Source organism: Streptomyces sp. IBSNAI002 (assembly GCF_052244475.1).
GTDB lineage: Bacteria > Actinomycetota > Actinomycetes > Streptomycetales > Streptomycetaceae > Streptomyces.
On record NZ_JBQPXG010000002.1, the window covers coordinates 1,347,102 to 1,367,374 of the forward strand.

A 20,273-nucleotide genomic window follows, 5' to 3' on the forward strand; every position below is an offset into this window, starting at 1 on the left:
TGAGGCTTTGGCAGATCGCGGTCAGCCCGGAGCGGCCCCGCCCCGCTCCCTGTACCAGCGGGCCGCCCGGCCGAGCCGGTCCAGCGGTCCGGGTCCCGGTGCGATGCCCGCGAGCCGCCATGCCGCGTCGGCCCGGTACCAGTGGTCCCCGGCCAGCAGCGTGAACTGCCGCTCGCTCACCCATCCCGGGGTCTCGGCCAGCGCGTCGAGGCACGCCCGCCACGGCCGGTCCCCGGCGGGACGCTCCGGCAGCACCCGGTGGTGTGCGAGGGCGTCCATGAGGTCCCCGTTGCGCACCGGTCGCGGGTGGTGGGCGTGCAGGACGCCCGAGGCCCCGGCCGCGTCGCCGTCCCCCACTCCGAACTCGGCGATGAGCCGCGCCAGATCGCCGACGTCGACGAACGAGGCCAGCCCGTCCCCGCCGCCCCACCCGGCCGGTACCCGCCGGTACGCGTCGACGAGGGCGGGTACGACCCACCGGTCGCCCGTCCCCAGCACCAGCCCCGCGCGCAGGACCAGTCCCCCGGCCTCGAGCACCGGCTCCTCACCCGCCAGGCGGCTGCGGCTGGCCGGCGACACCGGCGCGGGCGTCAGCTCGCCGACGTCCTGCCCGCGGTGCGGGCCCGGCCCGTAGACCGCGCAGGTCGACAGCTGGAGGATCCGCCGTACTCCCGCCCGCCGCGCCTCGGCCACCAGGGCCCGGGGCCCGGCCTCGTTGACCGCGGCGCACCGTTCGGCGTCGGAGCCGACGAAGGAGGCCAGCGACAGCAGGACGTCCGCGCCCTCGCACAGCCCGCGCAGGGACGCGGGGGCCGCCAGGTCGGCGTCCGCCCACCGCACTCCGTGCCCGGTGGCGGGGGAAGGCGTACGGGACACGGCGCGCACCACGGCCTCCGGCGTCCGCGCGGCCAGCCGGCGCAGCACCGCCGACCCCACGAAGCCCGTCGCTCCGGTGACGACGACGTGGGGCGCGCTCACACCAGCTGCTCGGGTTCCGCCGGCTCGGCCGGACGGGCGGGCTCCGCCGGTTCCAGGGTCATCCGCAGGCTCGCGCGCGTGTCCTCGGTGGCGACGGCGGGCAGCAGGTAGCGCCACAGCGAGGCGATGCGCTGCGGCAGGTCGGCCCGGCCGGTGGACGCCTGGGAGAAGAGCTGCGCGCCGGTGAAGGAGCTGACCAGGACCCACGCCAGTTCGTGGTCGTCGACGTCCGGCTGGAGCTCCCCCTTGGCCCGGGCGAAGCGCAGCTGCTGGCGGAACTCGAGGACCCAGGCCTGGTAGGCGACGTCATCGCGCAGGCCGAACTCCCCCTGCTCCACGGCCAGTCGTACGCCGGCCCGGAGCACCGGGTTGTGCTGGAGCTGCTCGGCCAGGTAGAGGGTGATGTCCACCAGGTGCTGCAGCCCGTCCTCGCCCTCGGGGAACTCCAGTCCGTCGCCCTGCCCGACCATGACGGCGTAGGCGAGCTCCTCCTTCGAGCCGAAGTGGAAGTACATCCCGCCCTGGGTGACATCGGCCCGCTTCATGATCTTGCTGATGCTGGCCCCGCTGAAGCCGAACTCGTCGAAGACCTCCGCCGCCGCGCGCAGGATGGCAGCCCTGGTCTGAACTGCCCTTAGTTGAGGCGCGCGTTGTCGCTTGCGGTCCGACATTGAGGTACCTGACTTCCTCGACAAAAAAAACGAACATCCTTTATTTTAGGACTCATCGCCGTACAGCACCAGCTCATGTCCGACGTTTCAAGGGGGGCTCAACCATGACTGTGTCAGCTGACCACTCCGCCTCACCCGTCTCCGTACTCAGCAGTGCGTTACCGCGGGAGTACGTGCACAAGAGCGCACACTCCGAGGTCCTGCTCACGGGTTGGCGCGCCGTCGCGCCCGACGAGTACGTCATCACCGCCCAGTGGCCGCGCGCCCACAGCTTCTACTCGCCGGACGCGAGCGGCCACCACGACCCCCTCCTCCTGGCCGAATCCGTCCGGCAGGCGATCCCGCTCCTGAGCCACGTCGCGTACGACGCCCCCTTCGGACACCGGCAGATCTGGGACACGTTCACCTATTCGATGAACGCCGGGGCCCTCGTGGTCGGTTCGGCGCCCGCCGACATCACGCTGCACATCGCCTGCTCGGACATCACCCGCCGGGGCCGAAGACTGGCCGGCCTCACGATGCACGTCACCGCCACCCGCGAGGGTGAGCTGCTGGGCACCGCCGAGGCACGTTTCACCAACCAGTCACAGGCCGTCTACCAGCGTCTGCGCGGCCACAACGCGGACCTCGCCCAGGTGGCCGCCCGCACGATCCCGCTCCCGCCGCCGCTGACGCCCCGCCGGGTGGGCCGCGACCGCTTCCACGACGTGGTCCTGTCCCCGACGAGCGCCACGCACCGCACCCAGCTCCGCACCGACGTCAACCACCCGATCCTCTTCGACCACCCCGTGGACCACGCCCCCGGCATGCTGCTCCTGGAGGCCGTCCGGCAGGCCGCGCACGGCTGCGCCTTCCCGCGGCGGGGGGTCCTGACCGACTTGGAGATACGGTTCTTCCGCTACGCGGAGCTCGATGCGCCGTGCTGGATCGAGACGACCCCCGCCCCCGGCGGGATGACCGCGTCGGGCCGCCTGCCCGTCCGCGTCCGCGCCCGCCAGAACGGCGCGGACGTCTTCACCGCCACCGCGACCATCAGCGCGGCGGTGAAGACGTCCGCCACGCTGTCCCTCTGCTCCACCCTCTGACGCGGCGTCCGGTGTTCCGGCCGGGGCGTACGCACCCCGGCCGGAACACCGGGCGGACGTCCGGCCCCCGCCGGCCAATTGGTCCAGACCTATTGACCGCAGTCCATCCGGAGGAATAGGTTCCCGGCCACGCTCCCCCCCGTGGCCGAACCCCTCACCTCCCGGAGGCACTTCCTTGCGTACCCCCACACGCAGCAGCGCGCGCACCGGTTCCCGTACGCGTACCCGCCTGGCCTGCGGTCTGGGCGCCACCCTGCTCGGGGCGGCCGCGGTACTGACCGCGCCCGGCCCGGCGTTCGGCGGCGACCTCCTCACGAACGGCGGTTTCGAGGCCGCCGGCACCCCGGCCGGCTGGTCCTGCTCCGGCGGCCTCGGCTCGGTCGTGTCCTCGCCCGTCCACGGCGGCGGCAAGGCCCTGGCCGGCGCGGTCGGCAGCGGTGACCACGCGAAGTGCACCCAGACCGTCGCCGTCCGGCCCAACACCACCTACACGCTCTCCGCATGGGTCCGCGGCAGCTACGTGTACCTCGGGGTCACGGGCGGGTCCTCCACCTGGACCCCCTCCGCCACCGCCTACACCAAGCTCAGCGTCTCCTTCACCACCGGAGCCTCCCAGACCAGCGCCGAGGTCTACGTCAACGGCTGGTACGGGCAGGGCACCTACTACGCCGACGACATCAGCCTCGACGGCCCCGGCGGCGGCGCCGACACCGTCGCCCCGACCGCTCCGGGCGCCCTGACCGCCACCGGCAGGACCTCCTCCAGCGTCTCGCTGGCCTGGACCGCCTCCACCGACGATGTGGGCGTCACCGGCTACGACGTGTACCAGGGCGCCGCCAAGGTGGCCACCTCCACCACCACCGCCGCGACCGTCACCGGACTCGCCGCGAACACCGCGTACGGCTTCACCGTCCGCGCCCGCGACCTCGCCGGCAACACCTCCCCCTCCTCGAACGGCGTCAGCGTCACCACTGTGCTTCCCCTCGTAGCGTGGAGTCGTGACCCGATAAGGAGTTGAGGGTGGGGAAGCGACGTAGCTACGACGCGGAGTTCCGTGAGGGGGCCGTGCGGATCGTGCTGGAGACGGGCAAGCCGGCTGCGGAGGTCGCGCGGGATCTGGGTGTGCACGAGGGCACGCTGCAGACCTGGGTGAGCCGGGCCCGCGGGGCCGCGGAGACGGGTACCGGCCCTCTGGAGGAATCCGAGCGGGAGGAACTGGCCCGGCTCCGGGCGGAGAATCAGCGGTTGCGCAAGGAGACCGTCGAGCTCGGGATGGAGCGTGATGTCCTCAAGCGATGCATGGTCCTGTGGGTGAAGTAGCTGATTGGGACCCGGCGGTACTCGTCGGGGTGATCAGCGACTGCAGGACCGAGGAGAAGATCCCGCACACCGTGGCCTGCCGCGCGCTCGGTGTGTCACCGGCCTGGTACTACAAATGGCGTGGCAGGCCTGCAAATTTGACGAAGCGTGAGGTCAGACGGGCCGCGCTGACCGAGAGGATCAAGCACTTCTTCGACGCGTCGGGTCGGACCTACGGCTCGCCCAGGATCACGCTTGACCTGTGGGCCGAGGGCTGGCAAGTGTCCGTGAACACGGTCGCCGAGATCATGTCCGAGGAGGGCTGGTACGGCCGCGAACCGAAAAGGCGCAAGGGCCTGACTCGCCAGGGCAAGCGGAAAGCAGTCCGCGACCTGGTCGGACGGCACTTCGACGCGATCGCTCCCGACGTGCTCTGGGTGGGTGACATGACCGAGATCGACACCGGCGAGGGCAAGCTCTACCTGGCCACCGTCATCGACCTGTTCTCCCGCCGCTGCCTCGGATACGCCATGGACGCCCGCCACGACGCCGCCCTGGTCAGCGCGTCCCTGCAGATGGCCGCCGCGACCCGCGGCGGCGACGTGGACGGAGTGATCTTCCACTCCGACAGGGGCAGCGAATACGCCTCCGCCGCCTACAACAGCCTGTGCGACCGACTCGGCGTGGTCCAGTCCATGGGCCGCGTGGGGTCCTGTTTCGACAACGCCGCCGCCGAGGCGTTCAACTCCACCGTCAAGACCGAGTACATCCACCGGCACCGGTTCACCACCCGCGCCGAAGCCCGGATCAAGATCGCCACGTGGATCGCCGACTTCTACAACACCAGACGCCGACACACCCGTGCCGGCGGACTTCCACCCGTGGAGTTCGAACAGAAGATCAGCCAGCAACGCAGCCAAGCCCACCAGAGGGCCGAAGCCGCATAGAAGAGGACTCTACGTTTCCAGGGGATTGACACCACCGACACCACGACCACCCCGTCCGGCTTCAAGCAGGCCGCGCCGTACCTCTACCTCGGCTGGGGCAATCCGCCGAGCGCGACCACGGTGATGAACGCGACCGGCACGAAGTGGTTCACCATGGCGTTCATCCTCTCCTCCGGCGGCTGCAACCCGGCCTGGGACGGCCAGCGCGCCCTCACCGGCGGAATCGACCAGAGCACCATCGCGGCGATCCGCGCCGCGGGCGGCGACATCGTCCCGTCCATCGGCGGCTGGCAGGGCAATAAGCTCGGCCCCAACTGCGCCACCCCCGAGGCCCTGGCGGGCGCGTACCAGAAGGTGATCGACGCCTACGGCCTCAAGGCCATCGACGTCGACATCGAGAACACGGACGAATTCGAGAACGCCGTGGTCCAGGACCGCGTCCTGGGCGCACTCAAGATCGTCAAGCAGAACAATCCCGGCCTGAAGACCATCCTCACCTTCGGCACCGGCACCAGCGGCCCGACCTCCTGGGGCAACCGGCTGATCGAGCAGGCCGGGGCGCTCGGCGCCGACATCGACGTCTTCACGATCATGCCGTTCGACTTCGGCAACGCCTCGACCGACATGTACGCGAGCACCGTCAGCGCCGCCGAAGGCCTGAAGAGCAAGCTCAAGGCCACCTTCGGCTGGGACGACGCCACCGCCTACTCCCACATCGGCATCTCCGGGATGAACGGCATCAGCGACACGCAGGAGACCACCACCCTCCAGAACTGGACGGACATCCGCGACTGGGCGAACTCCCACCACATCGCGCGGCTGGCCTTCTGGTCCGTCAACCGCGACCGCGGCTGCCCCGGCGGCGGCCTGCAGGAGACCTGCTCCGGCATCGCCCAGAACGACTGGCAGTTCAGCTCCATCACGGCCGGTTTCACCGGCTGACTCAGGTACGGGAGCCCAGCGCGGCCACGGCTCCGAGCATCCGGTCCCAGAACCTCCCGGTCTCCAGGGTCATCGCGACCCGCGCGTTGACCGGGAGGTCCAGGGAGCGGTGGAGGTCGACGACCGTGGCCCCCCGCGTGTACTGGCCGCGCAGCTCCACGACCACGCCCGCCGGTACGCAGTGCACGAGCCCGGGATCGATGACGCGGGCGACGGCCACGGGGTCGTGGAGCGGCGGGCTCTCGAAGCCCCACAGGCTGCGGTAGGTGCCGGCGAAGAACGACAGCAGTCCGGCGCAGGTGCGGCCGAGCTCGGTGCCGAGCGCCTCGAAGCGGGCCACCACCTCGGGCGTGGCCAGCGCCTGGTGGGTCACGTTGAGCCCGCACATGGTGATCGGCACACCGCTGCGGAAGACGATGTCGGCCGCCTCCGGATCGGCCTGGATGTTGAACTCGGCGGCCGGCGTGCGGTTGCCCCGCTCGGTGGAGCCGCCCATCAGGACGATCTCCCGGATGTGCGCGACGGCGTCGGGATACCGGGTGAGCAGCAGGGCGATGTTGGTCAGGGGCGCCGTCGGCACGAGGGTGACGGGCTCCGGGTACGTGGTCAGGATCCGGTGGATGAGCTCCACGGCGTGCCCGGGGACCACGTCCACGGTGGGTTCGGGGAACCGCGGCCCGTCCATGCCCGACTCCCCGTGCACGTCGTCCGCCACCGACAGCGGCTGGACCAGCGGGCGGTCGCAGCCCGCGGCGATCGGCACGTCGGTGATCCCGGCGACCGTGCACACGCGGCGTGCGTTCAGGGTGGTCTTGGCGAGCGTCTGGTTGCCGGCGACCGTGGTGATCGCGAGCAGGTCGACCGCGGGATCGCCCGCCGCCAGCATGATCGCCAATGCGTCGTCGTGGCCGGGATCGCAGTCGATGATGATCGGAACAGGCACGCTCACTCCTCGCAACCGGGGCATCCGGGGCATCTCCCTCACCAAGTCCGCCCCTTCACGATGCCCTGCCCGCCCGGAGGGAACCGTCCCGCGGCACGCGGACGTGATGCGGCGGGGATGTTCCGTACGGCAGAGGGGGCGGGACCGGATGACCGAACAGAGCGGACCGGGGGACGGACCGGAGCTGGACGGAACCTGAACGAGCAGGGCCTGCGCCTGGCCTCGGCCGGCAGCCTCGGCCTGGCCGTCGGGATGCTCCGCGACGCCGTCGACCTGACCCGCCGGACCGCGGCGACCACGCCGGGCATGTCGGTCGCCCTGGCGCGCTCGCTGCACAACCTGGGGCTGGCCGAGACCTGGAGCGGCCACCGGGCCGAGGCCCTGGCCGCCGCGGACGAGGCCGTGCACCTGTACCGGCGGACCGCCCGGGCCGCGCCCGCCCTGGTGCGCCCCCTGCTGGCGGACTCGCTCGACAGCCTCGGCAGCCGGCTCGCCGCGCTCGGCCGCCCCCACGACGCGCTCGTTCCGGCCCGGGAGTCCGTCCTCGTCCACCGGCGGCTCGCCCGGGAGGACCCCACCGCCCGCCTCCCGGAGCTGGCCCGGGCGCTGAACAACCTCGGCGTACGGCTCACCGACGCCGGCCTCCACGAGGAGTCGCTCGCCGCCGCGCGGGAGGTCGTGGACCTGTACCGGCGGATCCTGGCGAGCGAGTCCGGCTTGACGGGAGGGACGGGCACGGTGGAGGACGACCACCTCTCCGGACTGATCCACGGTCTGTCCAACCTCGGCCTCCGGCTGGCCCGGGCCGGGCACGACGACGAGGCGGCCGCCCCCACCGCCCAAGCCGTGGAACTGCTGTCCGGCCTGACCCGGATCCGCCCCGGCAACGACGTCGCCGCCCTCGCGGACTCCCTGGCCTGGCTGGGCCACCACCTCGGCAGGACCGGCCACCGCCGGGAAGGCCGCGCCGCCGCCCGGGCCGCGGCGGACCTGCGGCGCCGCCGACCGGGCCCTTGATCACCCGCTCCTCGGAGCCCCGGCCGGCCCCGGCAGGGGCGGGCGGGCCGGGGCGTCAGAGACGCGTATGGAAGTGGCCGGGAACCGTCAAGGTCGCGTTACGGGGTGGCGGCGGGCGGTCCGGTGCGGGGATAGCTTCGGGTGCGCGCTCCGGATCGCCTCCCCGCACCGGGGCGCCGTCCGCCACTCGTGGTTCCCCAGGGAGGGCCCATGTGCTTGTTCCAGTACGACGACGATCCCGAGCCTGAAGAACGGATCCCGGCCGGGCCCCTGTACGTGCCCGCCCGGCCGGGAGGCACGCACGTCACCGTGCGGCTGTTCCGCTCACCTCTGGGCGCCCGCACCGCCGTCGGCTTCACCAGCCCGGAGCGGCTGGCCGCCACGCTCGGCGCGGACCAGCCCTGGATCCGGCTCTCCGAAACCGCGCTCCGCGCGATGGCCGAGCCGCTCGGAGCGACCCTGCTGACCGTCGATCCGGGCCTCACCGCTCCCGCGGTCGCCCCGGCCCCGGCCATCGCCCCCCTGCCCCGCCAGGCCACCGTGAGCGCGGCGGGGGCCGCCCGCCGGGAGGACGCGTCATGACCACGGCCCTGCTCTCCGGGGTCCGGGCAGGCGTCGACGACCTGTCCATCTGGCCGGCCTCCACGACTCGGCTGCCGCACGGCGGGCTGGCGGTGGGCGGAGTGTCGCTCACCGAGGCCGCCGAACGGTTCGAGACCCCCGTCTACGTCCTGGACGAGGGCGAGGTGCGCGGGCGCTGCCGGGCCTACCGCGAAGCGTTCCCCGACGCCGACGTGCTCTACGCCGCGAAGGCCTTCCTCTCCCGTGCGATGGTGCGCTGGGTCCGGGAGGAGGGGCTGGGCCTGGACGTGTGCTCCGCCGGGGAGCTGGAGCTCGCCGTCACCGCCGGTTTCCCGGCCGACCGGATCGTGCTGCACGGCAACGCCAAGTCGCCCCGCGATCTGGCGGCCGCGCTGCGGCTCGGCGTGGGGCGGATCGTCATCGACAGTCCGTCGGAGATAGCGCGGATCGCGGCCGCCGTCGGACCCGAGGGCCGCCAGAAGGTCATGGTGCGGGTGGTGCCGGGCGTCTCGGCCGGGGGCCACGACAAGATCCGTACCGGTACGGAGGACCAGAAGTTCGGCCTGTCGCTGACCGACGGGGCCGCGCAGCACACCATCGCCCGGATCCTGGGCCAGTCCCGGCTCGAACTGACGGGCCTGCACTGCCACATCGGCTCCCAGATCACCGACGTGAAGCCCTACCTGGTGGCCCTGCGCCGGATGGTGGGCCTGATGGCCCGCATCCGTGACACGCACGGGGTCGTCCTGCCCGAGCTGGACATGGGCGGCGGCCACGGCGTCGCCTACCGGCCCGGCGAGGCCTCGCTCGATCTGACCGCGTTCGCCCGGCGGATGCGCACCGAGCTCGTCGAGGGCTGCGCCGCGGCGGGCCTCGGCGTGCCCCGGCTCCTGATCGAGCCCGGCCGGGCCGTCGTGGGGCCGGCCGGCGTGGTCCTGTACCGGGTGCTGGCCGTCAAGCACACCGGCGACACGGTGTTCGTCGCGGTCGACGGCGGTATGAGCGACAACCCGCGCCCCGCCCTGTACGGGGTGCGCTACGCGCCCCGGCTGATCGGCCGCTCCTCGGCCGCCGAGCCCCGTACGGCCACGGTCGTGGGCCGGCACTGCGAGGCCGGTGACGTGCTCGCGGCGGACGTGGAACTGCCGGGCGACGTCCACCCCGGCGACCTGCTGGCCGTACCGGTGGCCGGTGCCTACCAGCTGTCCATGGCCTCGGGCTACAACCTCGTCGGCCGCCCCGCGGTCGTCGCCGTGCACGAGGGCGCCGCCCGGGTCCTCGTACGGCGCGAGACGCTGGAGGACTTCCGCAACCGGGACATCGGCGCGTAGCCCCTGCCGTGCCCGGCCCCCGCCACAGGGCCCGGGGCCGGGCACGGCCGCGCCCCGTCCGACTTGGCGTCAGGACGGTGTCTCCGCCGCCCGCCAGACCGTGGTGATGTTGCAGAACTCGCGGATCCCGTGCCCCGACAGCTCGCGCCCGTACCCGGACCGCTTGACGCCGCCGAAGGGCAGGGCGGGGTGCGAGGCGGTCATCCCGTTGACGAAGACCCCGCCCGCCTCCAGGTCCCGCGCGACCTGCTCGACGTCGGCCTCGCTGCGCGTCCAGAGGTTCGAACTCAGGCCGAAGGGAGTTTTGTTGGCCCGTTCGACGGCCTCGTCCAGGCTCCCCACCCGGTACAGGGTGGCGACGGGCCCGAAGGCCTCCTCCTGGTCGATGCGCATGGCCGGGGTCACGTCGGACAGCACCGTCGGTTCGTAGAACCAGCCGTTCGCGTGCCGGGGCGGGCGCCGGCCGCCGCACAGGACGGTCGCGCCGTGCCGTACGGCGTCGTCCACCAGCTCCTCCAGGTCGCCCCGGCCGGCTTCGGTGGCCAGTGGTCCGACGTCGGTGGACTCCTCCATCGGGTCGCCCACCGTGAGCGCCCGCATCCCGGCCGTGAAGCGCTCGGCGAACTCGTCGTGGACGTCGGCGTGGACGATGAAGCGCTTGGCCGCGATGCAGGACTGCCCGTTGTTCTGCACGCGGGCGGTCACCGCGGTGCGGGCGGCCCGGTCGATGTCGGCCGAGGGCATCACGATGAACGGGTCGCTGCCGCCGAGCTCCAGGACCGTCTTCTTGACCTCGTCGCCGGCGACGGCCGCGACCGCCCGGCCGGCGGGCTCGCTGCCCGTCAGGGTGGCCGCGGCCACCCTCGGGTCGCGCAGGACGCCCTCCACCGCGGCCGAGCCGATCAGCAGGGTCTGGAAGCAGCCGCGGGGGAACCCGGCCCGGTGGAAGAGCTCGCCGAGGTAGAGCGCGGTCTGCGGGACGTTCGAGGCGTGCTTGAGCAGGCCCACGTTGCCGGCCATCAGGGCGGGCGCGGCGAAGCGTACGACCTGCCACAGGGGGAAGTTCCACGGCATGACGGCGAGGATCACCCCGAGCGGCCGGTAGGCCACCCGGACGGCCGCCGCCCCGGCGTCGCGCACGTCCTCGGGGGCGGGGTGCTCGTCGGCGAGGAGGGCCTCGGCCCGGGCCGCGTACCAGCGCATGGCCTTCGCGCATTTGGCGGCCTCGGCGCGGGCGGCCGCCAGCGGCTTGCCCATCTCCGTGGTCATGGTCCGCGCGATGTCCTCCGTCTCCGCCTCCAGCAGCGCGGCCGCCCGGATCAGCAGCTCGGCGCGTTCCGCGAAGGCGGTGCGGCGGTACGTGGCCGCCGCCGCGGCGGCGTCGGCGAGGCACCGCTCGACGCCCGGTGCGTCGAGCGGGTCGAAGGTGCGCAGGGTCTGACCGGTCGTGGGGTTCACGGTGGCGATCGGCATGGTGGGACCTTCCTACGGGGCGGCCGCCTCCCCTCGACCCTCCCCCGCGCCGCGGGCCCGCGCAACGCGGCACACCGGCGGGCGGACGCGTCAGACCGCGTCCTCGCAGGCGGGGCACCTCAGGTCCGCGTGCTGCGGCGGGCACCACGGGGCGCCGGGCTCCGCTGAGGGCGTCCACGGGGCCGCTTCCATGGCGAAGGTGTCCCTGCCGCACAGGGTCCTCGGCCCGGGGACCGCGTTCTCCCCCGGGGCCGCCGGCGCGGCGTGCACGCGCCTGACGGTCGGGTCCGGCCGGTCTACCTCGTACACCACGACGATCCCGCTCATATCTTGACGGTAGGCGGACCCTGGGCGCCCCGCCCGCCGTCCGGCGCCGGCCAGTACGCGGTCTTGTCCCGGGCCGGCAGCAGTGCGGCCGCCACCAGCGGGAACACGGCCGCCAGGGCGAACAGCGCGGGGTAGCCCCGCGCGGCGATCAGCGCGCCGGCCAGCGGCGGGACCAGGACCACGGCAGCGTGCTGGCCCATCCCGTTGACCCCCAGGGCGCGGCCCGCCCAGTCGGGTCCGGCGTATTCGGCGACCGCGGTGTTGTGCAGTCCGTTGGTGCTGACCGTCAGGCCCGCGGCCAGCAGCAGGGCCACGGTGCCGGCCGGGGAGTCCCAGGCGGCTCCGGCGGCGAGCAGGGCCAGGTCGGCCGTGGTGGCCACGGCGAGCAGCCGCATCGGCCGGATCCGGCTCGCCACCGCGTCGGACCACCAGCCGGCGAGCAGCCGTACGCCCGCGCCGGCCAGGTTGGCGGCGGCCAGCACCCCGCCGGCGGTGGCGGCGGACCAGCCGCGCACCTCGGTCAGGAACAGCAGGGCGAAGCCTGTCACCACGAACTGCGGCACGCACAGCGCCGCGGCGGCGGCGTGCAGCCGCCACAGGTAGCCGCCCCGGTACGGGGCCTGGGCGGCCGGTGCGCCCGCCGCGCGCCGGGGGCGCGGCGGATCGGCGGCGCACAGGGCGATGGCGAGGCCCGCGGCCCCGCACAGGGCGGCGCAGAAGCCGAGGGCCGCGGAGAGGCCGATGTACTGGGCGAGCGGCGGCAGGGCGGCCGCGGCCACCGCGGTGCCCAGCGGCTGCGAGGCCTGCCGGACGCCCATCGCGATGCCCCGGCGGTCGGGCGGGAACCAGCCGATGACCAGCCGTCCGGAGGCCGAGTTGACCGAGGAGCCCGCGGCGCCGGTCAGGACCAGCAGGGCCGCCAGCGTCCGGGTCCCGTGCACGGCGGCCGCCGCCGCGGTGGCCGCGGCGGCGATCAGGAGTCCGGCGGACAGTGCGAGCCGCTCTCCGTAACGGTCGGCGACCACCCCCCAGCCGATCAGTCCGAGCAGGACCCCGGCGAGCGGACAGGCGACGAGCAGGCCGGCGCCGGCCAGCGAGAGCCCGAGTTCCCGCTGGAAGGCGGGGATCAGGTAGGCGAGGCCGTAGAGCACCGTGGTGCTGGCGGTCTGGCCGACCGTGCCCAGGGCGAGCATCAGCCAACTGCGCGGGATCCGCTGCTTGTCCATGTGATCACCCTAACGAGACATTCAGATGATGAGACGAATCATTTTGCATGCTGAGACACACGATCCACTTCCCTCCGGGCGCCGCACTCTGACGAATCATCAGGTCATCCGACCCGGACTCTTGACTCTGTACGCGCCAGTAGCGATCGTTTCGAGCACACGCTGTTCGGGCCATGACAATTCAGGCCGTGCACGTCCCCCTCCTCCGACCGAAGACGTGAGTGATGACGATGACTGGACACCCCTACCGCCGGCATCGGCCCCTGGCGGTGCTCGCGCTGTTCCTCGCCATGGTGGCCATGGTGCTCGGCCCCGCGGCCACCTCCTCGGCCGATCCCGGCTGGTGGAACCCGGTCGCGCGGCCCGCGCCCGACTCGGAGATCAACGTCACGGGCGAGCCGTTCAAGGGGACCGACGAGCAGGGCCGGGTCCGCGGCTTCGTCGACGCGCACGACCACCTGATGTCCAACGAGGGCTTCGGCGGCCGGCTCATCTGCGGCAAGCCGTTCTCCGAGCAGGGCATCGCCGACGCTCTCAAGGACTGCCCCGAGCACTACCCCGACGGCTCCCTCGCGATCTTCGACTTCATCACCAAGGGCGGCGACGGCAAGCACGACCCGAACGGCTGGCCCACCTTCAAGGACTGGCCCGCCCACGACTCGCTGACCCACCAGCAGAACTACTACGCCTGGGTGGAACGGGCCTGGCGCGGCGGCCAGCGGGTCCTCGTCAACGACCTCGTCACCAACGGCGTGATCTGCTCGGTCTACTTCTTCAAGGACCGCGGCTGCGACGAGATGACGGCGATCCGCCTCGAAGCGCGCAAGACGTACGACATGCAGGCCTACGTCGACTCCATGTACGGCGGCCCCGGAAAGGGCTGGTTCCGGATCGTCACCGACTCCGCGCAGGCCCGCGAGGTCATCAAACAGGGCAAGCTGGCCGTGGTCCTCGGAGTCGAGACCTCCGAACCGTTCGGCTGCAAGCAGATCCTGGACATCGCCCAGTGCAGCAAGCAGGACATCGACCGCGGCCTCGACGAGCTCCACCGGCTGGGCGTGCGCAGCATGTTCCTGTGCCACAAGTTCGACAACGCCCTGTGCGGGGTCCGCTTCGACCAGGGCGCCCTCGGCACGGCCATCAACGTGGGGCAGTTCCTGTCGACGGGCACCTTCTGGCAGACCGAGAAGTGCCGGGGGCCGCAGCACGACAACCCCATCGGCCTCGCGGCGGCGCCCTCGGCGGAGAAGCAGCTCCCGGCGGGCGTGGCGGTGCCGGCGTACGCGGCGGACGCGCAGTGCAACACCCGCGGTCTCACCGAGCTCGGCGACTACGCGGTGCGCGGCATGATGAAACGCAAGATGATGCTGGAGATCGACCACATGAGCGTGAAGGCCGCGGGCCAGGCCTTCGACATCCTGGAGTCCGAGTCGTACCCGGGCGTGATCTCCTCGCACAGCTGGATGGACCTGGACTGGACCGAGCGCCTCTACCGCCTGGGCGGCTTCGTCGCCCAGTACATGGGCGGAGCCGAGGGGTTCAGCGCGGAGGCCAAGCGCACGGACGCCCTGCGCGACAAGTACAACGTGGGCTACGGCTACGGAACGGACATGAACGGCGTCGGCGGCTGGCCCGGCCCCCGCGGCGCCGACACCCCGAACCCGGTGCGCTACCCCTTCCGCAGCACCGACGGCGGCTCCGTCATCGACAAGCAGACCACCGGCGCGCGGACCTGGGACCTGAACACCGACGGCGCCGCGCACTACGGCCTGGTGCCGGACTGGATCGAGGACATCCGGATCGTCGGCGGCCAGGGCGTCGTGGACGACCTGTTCAAGGGCGCCGAGTCGTACCTGACCACCTGGGGCGGCTCCGAGAAGCACAAGGCGGGCGTGAACCTCGCCGCGGGCACCGCCGCCTCGTCCTCCTCCGCCGAGTGGAACCCGTTCACGAGCTACGCGCCGGGCCGGGCCGTGGACGGCAGTACGGGCACCCGCTGGGCCAGCGACTGGAGCGACGACCAGTGGCTGCGGATCGACCTCGGAACGCCGAGCCTGGTCAAGCGCGTCACCCTCGACTGGGAGCGCGCGTACGGGAAGTCGTACCGCATCGAGCTGTCGTCCGACGGCACGAACTGGCAGTCCGTGTGGTCCACGACCACCGGAGACGGCGGTCTGGACACCGCGCAGTTCGCCGCCACCCCGGCCCGCTACGTACGGGTCCACGGCACCCAGCGCGGCACCCAGTGGGGCTACTCCCTGCACGAGGTGGGCGTGTACAGCAGCTGACGCCGAGGGGGTTCCCCGTGCCGTGGCCGACAGGTCCGCCGGCCACGGCACGGGGCGCTCCCGCAGGGCCCTGGGCCGATGACCGGAGGGAACCCCATGGCACGGATGCCGTCGGCCGAACGGCGCCGGCAGCTGACGGAGGCCGCGATCCGCGCGATGACCAGGGACGGCGTCGCGCGGACGACGACCCGGTCCATCGCCGCCGAGGCGGGCGTGTCGCTGAGCGTCTTCCACTACTGCTTCGACTCCAAGCAGGCCCTGCTGGAGTCGGTCATCTCGACGATCACCGACCACTACATCGGTGTCGTGAAGGAGGCCATCCAGCCGAAGGCCACCCTCCGGGAGACCGTCCGCGCCGGCTTCCAGGCGTACTGGGACCACGTGGCCGCGCACCCCGGCGAGCACATGCTCACCTACGAGCTCACGCAGTACGCCCTGCGCCAGCCGGGCTTCGAGCACCTGGCCCGGCGGCAGTACGAGCTGTACGCCGACACGTACACCGAACTCATCGAACAGCTCCGCCCCGAGCTGGGCTTCGAACTGCGGGTGCCCGTCCCCGCACTGGCCCGCTACCTCGCGGCCATGACCGACGGGATGACCCTGAGCCTGCTCGTCCTGGGCCACGACGCGGCCTCCGCGGACGTCCTCGAAACGATCACCGAGCACGTCTCCGGGCTCGTCGGCGACACCGCCGCGGGCCCGCACACCGGCCCGTAGCCCGGCACGCGCCGGCCCCCGCTCCGCCGCGGCGGCGGAGCGGGGGCCGGGAAGAGGGTCAGGACCGGTACAGCAGCAGGCCCAGGACCTCGTGGAGGACGGATTCCGGATCGACCACGGCCTCCGGCGAGCGCCAGGCCACGAACCCGTCGGGCCGTACGAGGACCGCGCCGGTCTTCGTCGTGCCGTGGACCTCGGCCCAGTCGGCCCCTTCCTCGGGAGCCAGGTCGGCCTCCGGACTCGTGCCGATCGCATAGGCGTCCAGGCCCAGGCCCAGCCGGTGCGCGACGGACCGGGCCGCCGCGCGCCAGGGCGTGCCCTCGGAGCTGAGCAGCACGAACGACCGCTCGTAGAGGTCCACCGTGGACTGCCGTCCCCCGGTTCCGTGGAGCCACATGTGCGGGGCGCGCGTGCCCGGATCGCCGGCCAGCCGCATCCGTTCGGGCACGACGGGCTGCTCCGGGTCGGCGCCCAGCACGGCGCCCACGCTGTAGCGGTAGCCCATGGCGACGGTGAGCACCCCGCCGGGCCGCCCGCTGCCGCGCGGCCCGGGGGCGGGCTCCGGCTCCGGCTCCGGCTCCGGCTCGTATCCCGGATGGCTGTGCTCCGCCGAACGGGCCGAGGCCCGCTCGCTGGTCGCCCGGGCGACGGGCAGCCGCTCGGCCTCGTAGCTCTGCAGCAGCCGGTGCCCCGCCGCGCCGTTCAGCACGGCGGCGAGCTTCCAGGCCAGGTTGTGCGCGTCCTGGATGCCGGTGTTGGAACCGAAGGCGCCGGTCGGGGACATCTCGTGGGCCGAGTCGCCGGCCAGGAAGACCCGGCCCGACCCGTAGCGTTCTGCGACGCGCTCGGCGGCGTGCCACGGCGCCTTGCCGGTGATCTCGACGTCCAGGCCGGGCGCGCCGACGGCCCGGCGGATGTGCTCCACGCAGCGTTCGTCGGTGAAGTCCTCCAGGGTCTCGCCCCGGTCGGGGTGCCAGGGGGCGTGGAAGACCCACCGCTCGAGGTTGTCGACGGGGAGCAGGGCCCCGTCGGCATCCGGTTTCGTGAGGTAGCAGACGATGAAGCGCCGGTCGCCGACGACCTCGGCGAGCCCGCGCGAGCGGAAGGTGATGCTCACGTTGTGGAACAGGTCGCCGTGTCCGGTCTGGCCGATGCCGAGCTGCTCCCGTACCGGGCTGCGCGGGCCGTCGGCGGCGACCAGGTAGTCCGCGCGCACGGTGCTGTGCTCCCCGGTGTCGCGGTTCTTGACGACCGCCGTCACACCGGTGTCGTCGGTGTCGAAGGAGAGCAGCTCGGTGGAGAAGCGCAGGTCCGCCCCGAGCGTCGGGGCCACGGACATCAGCACCGGCTCGATGTCGTTCTGGCTGCACAGGCACCACGCGGACGGGCTGAAACGGGCCAGCGCGCCCCCGGGGTCGATCTCCTGGAACAGCCACTCCTGATCCTCGCCGGTCAGCGAGCCGCCCTGGAGGATGCCGTGATTGTCCGCCAGGACCGAGGCGGCCTCGCGGATCCGGTCCTCCACACCGGCGACCCGGAACAGCTCCATGGTCCGTACGTTGATGCCGCGTCCACGCGGATGCATCGAGGTGCCCGCATGCTTCTCGACCAGCATGTGCCTGATGCCGTGCCGGCCCAGAAACAGCGAGGTGCACAGGCCCACCAGCGAGCCGCCCACGATGAGGACAGGGACGCGGTGGTCGACGTTTTCCTTCATGGCTCTTCCATGCCCTGTGCGAGGGGCGTTCCCTCGCCCGTTCACCCGCTTGGTTCTCCCCTCTCGCGCCGATGGCACTACCGGACCACGATCGGTTCGGGTGGCGCCGCCCTCGTGGCGACCGCGATATGCCGAAGGAGTGTGAACGATGACGACCTTGTCGGAACGGATATCCCAGTCCGCCTTCGACGGCGCGAGGCTTCGGGTCGTACTGCTGCTGGACCTGTACGACGGGGCTCAGAACCAGTTCCTCGAGGTCTACGAGCACATGCGCCGGCGGGTGTCGACCGTTCCCGGGCACATCCGCGACGAGCTGTGCCAGTCGATCGAGAACCCCTCGCAGTGGCTCATCACCAGCGAATGGGAGAGCGCCCCGCCGTTCCTGGCCTGGCTGAACAGCGAGGAGCACGTCGCGACGGTCCAGCCGCTGCACGGCTGTGTGCGCGACACCCGTTCGCTGCGGTTCAGCGTCCTGCGGGAGACCGGCAAGGACTCCGCGCCCGGCGCGGACCCGGCGCCCGCGCCCATCGCCGCCACGCCCCGCCGCGGGGACGGCGTCGTACGGCACGCCCTCACCTTCACGGTGAAGCCGGGCAGCGAGGCCGTCGTCGCGAAGCTCCTGGCCGGGTACGCCTCCCCGCAGGCCCGCGTCGACGACAAGACCCGGCTGCGCCGCACCTCCCTCTTCATGCACGGCAACCGCGTGGTGCGGGCCGTCGAGGTGGAGGGGGACCTCCTGGCGGCGCTGCGCCACGTGGCCCGGCAGCCCGGAGTCAGGGCGCTGGAGGAGGCCCTCAACCCGCACCTCGAGCAGGACCGGGACCTCGACGATCCCGGGTCGGCCCGGATGTTCTTCACCCGAGCGGCGCTCCCCGCGGTCCACCACGTGGCCTCGGGCCCGCCCGAGGCCGAGGACACCGGGCGGCACGCGCTCTTCTACCCCGCCAAGAACGGGTGCGGCACGGCTCTGGCGCGGCTGCTGGCCCGCCAGGACGAGGCCGCCGTGGACGATCCCACGAGCCCCATCTCGGCCAGCACGGTCTTCCAGCGCGACGACTTCGTCGTCCGGCTCGTGGACCTGCGCGGACCGCTCGACGCCCGGCCCGCCCTGGCGCTGGGTGTCGAGGGCAGCCACAAGGCGGCGGTACTGGCCCGGCTGCTCGACAGCGCCAAGGACGGCGTCCCCACGAGCGAGGACGAGCTCATCCGCTTCCTGTGGCGCTCCGAAATGCGTCTGATCACCGACCGGCGTGCGCCGGCCCAAGCCTGAGGAGAGGTCCGTCATGACCGCTGAAGTGACCCGACTGACCATGGACGATCTCGCCGCCCTCATGCACAAGGGCGCGGGCATCACCGTCGACCCCGCGGCCATGGCCGCACGCCCCGACGCGGACTTCGAGCAATGGGGGCTCGACTCGCTGGGGCTGCTCGGCATCGTCGGGGAGCTGGAGAACCGGGGCGGCCGGACCCTGCCCCCCGACGCGGAGCGGTGCAAGTCGCCGCAGGAGTTCCTGGATCTCGTCAACAGCACGCTCATGACCGACGCCTGACGCGTAGCGGGCGCCCGGCGCCCCGGGACCGGCCGCGTGCCGGTCCCGGGGCGCCGTGTCGTCCGCCGCCGTCACCCGGGGAGGGGGACGGTGCACTCGAAGGCGTGCAGGTACGCGTTGACCGGGCGGACCTCGCCGACGACCAGTCCGGCGTCCGCCATGCGGGCGAGCAGGCTGCCCTTGGTGTGCTTCGCGCCGCCCACGTTCAGCAGCAGCATCAGGTCCATGGCGGTGGTGAACCTCATCGACGGGGTGTCGTCCACGAGGTTCTCGATGATGACGACCCTGGCGCCGGGGCGGGCCGCCTCGATCACGTTCCGCAGGGTCCTGCGGGTGCTGTCGTCGTCCCACTCCAGGATGTTCTTGATGATGTACAGGTCCGCGGCGACGGGGATGGAGTGGCGGCAGTCGCCGGGGACGATGTCGGTCCGGCCGGCGAGCGGTCCGCCGTCGCGCAGCCGGCGGTCGGCCTTCGCCACCACGCCGGGCAGGTCCAGCAGGACCCCTCGTACGGCAGGGTGCTTCTCCAGCAGGCTCGCCAGTACGTGCCCCTGGCCGCCGCCGATGTCGGCGACCACCGAGACTCCGGTCAGGTCCAGGAGTTCCGCGACGTCCAGGGCCGACTGCGTGCTGGAGGTGGTCATCGCCTGGTTGAACACGTGTGCGGACTCGTGCGCGTCCTGGTGCAGGTAGTCGAAGAACCCCTTGCCGTACAGGTCGTGGAACACGCTGCCACCGGACCGCACCGCCTCGTCGAGCCGGGGCCAGGCCTGCCAGGTCCACGGCTCCGTGCACCACAGGGAGATGTAGCGCAGGCTGTGCGGGTCGTCCTCGCGGAGCATGCGGGACATCTCGGTGTGGACGAAGGTGCCGTCCGGTGTCTCCGCGAAGATCCCGTAGCAGGACAGGGCGCGGAGCAGCCGGTGCAGCGGCTGGGGCGCGGCGTTCACCGCCGCCGCCAGGTCGTCCGAGGTGGCGGGGGTCTCGCCGAGGGCGTCGGCGACGCCGAGGCGGGCGGCGGCCCGTACGGCGGCGGCGATCGCCGCACCGAAGACGAGCTCGCGCAGCCGCATGGCGGACTGGGGGGCCGCCGTGTCGCCGGAGGCGGCCTTGATCCCGGCGGTGGGCGCGGTGGCGGGGAGGGGGGCGGGGGTGGGACTTACCGCGGTCATACGGCCTC

The 20,273-nt window shown here is 72.6% G+C and carries 18 protein-coding genes and 2 pseudogenes; 12 read left to right on the top strand and 8 right to left on the bottom strand.

Annotated features, from left to right (window positions below; genetic code table 11):
- Positions 1 to 21 precede the first annotated feature (21 nt).
- Positions 22 to 978 (bottom strand): NAD-dependent epimerase/dehydratase family protein, encoded by a 957-nt coding sequence (locus tag ACTVZO_RS06530; protein WP_443297471.1) that lies wholly within the window; start codon positions 976 to 978, stop codon positions 22 to 24.
- Positions 975 to 1,649, bottom strand: a complete 675-nt coding sequence (locus ACTVZO_RS06535; RefSeq protein ID WP_443297472.1) for a ScbR family autoregulator-binding transcription factor — start codon at positions 1,647 to 1,649, stop codon at positions 975 to 977. Before ACTVZO_RS06535 ends, ACTVZO_RS06530 begins: the two co-directional genes overlap by 4 nt.
- Before the next feature lie 104 nt (positions 1,650 to 1,753).
- On the opposite strand from ACTVZO_RS06535, the gene ACTVZO_RS06540 reads away from it, so the two are divergent.
- From ACTVZO_RS06540 to ACTVZO_RS06560, 5 genes and pseudogenes are all read left to right on the top strand, one after another.
- Positions 1,754 to 2,734 (top strand): ScbA/BarX family gamma-butyrolactone biosynthesis protein, encoded by a 981-nt coding sequence (locus tag ACTVZO_RS06540; protein WP_443297473.1) that lies wholly within the window; start codon positions 1,754 to 1,756, stop codon positions 2,732 to 2,734.
- A gap of 175 nt (positions 2,735 to 2,909) precedes the next feature.
- Positions 2,910 to 3,707 (top strand): annotated as a pseudogene (locus ACTVZO_RS06545) (carbohydrate binding domain-containing protein); the annotation flags it as partial.
- Positions 3,708 to 3,754: 47 nt separating this feature from the next.
- Positions 3,755 to 4,054, top strand: coding sequence for a transposase (locus tag ACTVZO_RS06550; RefSeq protein WP_443296350.1), 300 nt, complete (start codon positions 3,755 to 3,757; stop codon positions 4,052 to 4,054).
- Complete coding sequence (locus ACTVZO_RS06555; RefSeq protein WP_443297474.1) at positions 4,030 to 4,980, top strand: IS3 family transposase; 951 nt, start codon at positions 4,030 to 4,032, stop codon at positions 4,978 to 4,980. Before ACTVZO_RS06550 ends, ACTVZO_RS06555 begins: the two co-directional genes overlap by 25 nt.
- A 54-nt stretch (positions 4,981 to 5,034) precedes the next feature.
- Positions 5,035 to 5,922 (top strand): annotated as a pseudogene (locus ACTVZO_RS06560) (chitinase); the annotation flags it as partial.
- 1 nt (position 5,923) lies between these two features.
- On the opposite strand, the gene ACTVZO_RS06565 reads toward ACTVZO_RS06560, so the two are convergent.
- The gene (locus ACTVZO_RS06565) at positions 5,924 to 6,865 is read right to left on the bottom strand and encodes a nucleoside hydrolase (protein WP_443297475.1); all 942 of its coding nucleotides are present in this window, start codon (positions 6,863 to 6,865) and stop codon (positions 5,924 to 5,926) included.
- Between the two features lie 117 nt (positions 6,866 to 6,982).
- On the opposite strand from ACTVZO_RS06565, the gene ACTVZO_RS06570 reads away from it, so the two are divergent.
- From ACTVZO_RS06570 to lysA, 3 genes are all read left to right on the top strand, one after another.
- Positions 6,983 to 7,882, top strand: a complete 900-nt coding sequence (locus ACTVZO_RS06570) for a tetratricopeptide repeat protein (RefSeq protein ID WP_443297476.1) — start codon at positions 6,983 to 6,985, stop codon at positions 7,880 to 7,882.
- Between the two features lie 210 nt (positions 7,883 to 8,092).
- Positions 8,093 to 8,464 (top strand): SAV_915 family protein, encoded by a 372-nt coding sequence (locus ACTVZO_RS06575; protein WP_443297477.1) that lies wholly within the window; start codon positions 8,093 to 8,095, stop codon positions 8,462 to 8,464.
- Entirely contained in the window at positions 8,461 to 9,795 is a 1,335-nt protein-coding gene (gene lysA / locus ACTVZO_RS06580; RefSeq protein WP_443297478.1) for a diaminopimelate decarboxylase, read from the top strand. The genes ACTVZO_RS06575 and lysA overlap by 4 nt, the downstream gene beginning before the upstream one ends.
- Before the next feature lie 69 nt (positions 9,796 to 9,864).
- Here the strand turns inward: lysA and ACTVZO_RS06585 are convergent, their stop codons facing one another.
- The 3 genes from ACTVZO_RS06585 to ACTVZO_RS06595 all read right to left on the bottom strand — a co-directional run bounded on the left by ACTVZO_RS06585 (position 9,865) and on the right by ACTVZO_RS06595 (position 12,821).
- Entirely contained in the window at positions 9,865 to 11,268 is a 1,404-nt protein-coding gene (locus ACTVZO_RS06585; RefSeq protein ID WP_443297479.1) for an NADP-dependent succinic semialdehyde dehydrogenase, read from the bottom strand.
- A gap of 90 nt (positions 11,269 to 11,358) precedes the next feature.
- A complete protein-coding gene (locus ACTVZO_RS06590; RefSeq protein ID WP_443297480.1) occupies positions 11,359 to 11,595 on the bottom strand; it encodes a hypothetical protein in 237 nt (78 codons plus the stop codon).
- Positions 11,592 to 12,821, bottom strand: a complete 1,230-nt coding sequence (locus ACTVZO_RS06595) for an MFS transporter (protein WP_443297481.1) — start codon at positions 12,819 to 12,821, stop codon at positions 11,592 to 11,594. Before ACTVZO_RS06595 ends, ACTVZO_RS06590 begins: the two co-directional genes overlap by 4 nt.
- 290 nt (positions 12,822 to 13,111) lie before the next feature.
- Between ACTVZO_RS06595 and ACTVZO_RS06600 the strand changes: the two genes are divergently transcribed.
- Together ACTVZO_RS06600 and ACTVZO_RS06605 are read left to right on the top strand one after the other, a co-directional pair.
- Positions 13,112 to 15,109, top strand: a complete 1,998-nt coding sequence (locus tag ACTVZO_RS06600; protein WP_443303056.1) for a galactose-binding domain-containing protein — start codon at positions 13,112 to 13,114, stop codon at positions 15,107 to 15,109.
- A 96-nt stretch (positions 15,110 to 15,205) separates the two neighbouring features.
- Positions 15,206 to 15,826, top strand: a complete 621-nt coding sequence (locus tag ACTVZO_RS06605; RefSeq protein ID WP_443297482.1) for a TetR/AcrR family transcriptional regulator — start codon at positions 15,206 to 15,208, stop codon at positions 15,824 to 15,826.
- A gap of 58 nt (positions 15,827 to 15,884) precedes the next feature.
- Here the strand turns inward: ACTVZO_RS06605 and ACTVZO_RS06610 are convergent, their stop codons facing one another.
- Positions 15,885 to 17,543: an FAD-dependent oxidoreductase gene (locus ACTVZO_RS06610; RefSeq protein ID WP_443297483.1), complete on the bottom strand. Its 1,659-nt coding sequence runs from the start codon at positions 17,541 to 17,543 to the stop codon at positions 15,885 to 15,887.
- Between the two features lie 148 nt (positions 17,544 to 17,691).
- Here ACTVZO_RS06610 and ACTVZO_RS06615 point away from each other — a divergent pair, with 148 nt between their 5' ends.
- Both ACTVZO_RS06615 and ACTVZO_RS06620 read left to right on the top strand, forming a co-directional pair.
- Positions 17,692 to 18,813, top strand: coding sequence for a SchA/CurD-like domain-containing protein (locus ACTVZO_RS06615; RefSeq protein ID WP_443297484.1), 1,122 nt, complete (start codon positions 17,692 to 17,694; stop codon positions 18,811 to 18,813).
- A gap of 13 nt (positions 18,814 to 18,826) precedes the next feature.
- On the top strand, positions 18,827 to 19,093 hold the full coding sequence (locus tag ACTVZO_RS06620; protein WP_443297485.1) for an acyl carrier protein: 267 nt from the start codon (positions 18,827 to 18,829) through the stop codon (positions 19,091 to 19,093).
- A gap of 71 nt (positions 19,094 to 19,164) precedes the next feature.
- Here ACTVZO_RS06620 and ACTVZO_RS06625 read toward each other — a convergent pair whose 3' ends face one another.
- On the bottom strand, positions 19,165 to 20,265 hold the full coding sequence (locus ACTVZO_RS06625) for a methyltransferase (RefSeq protein ID WP_443297486.1): 1,101 nt from the start codon (positions 20,263 to 20,265) through the stop codon (positions 19,165 to 19,167).
- Positions 20,266 to 20,273: the final 8 nt, after the last annotated feature.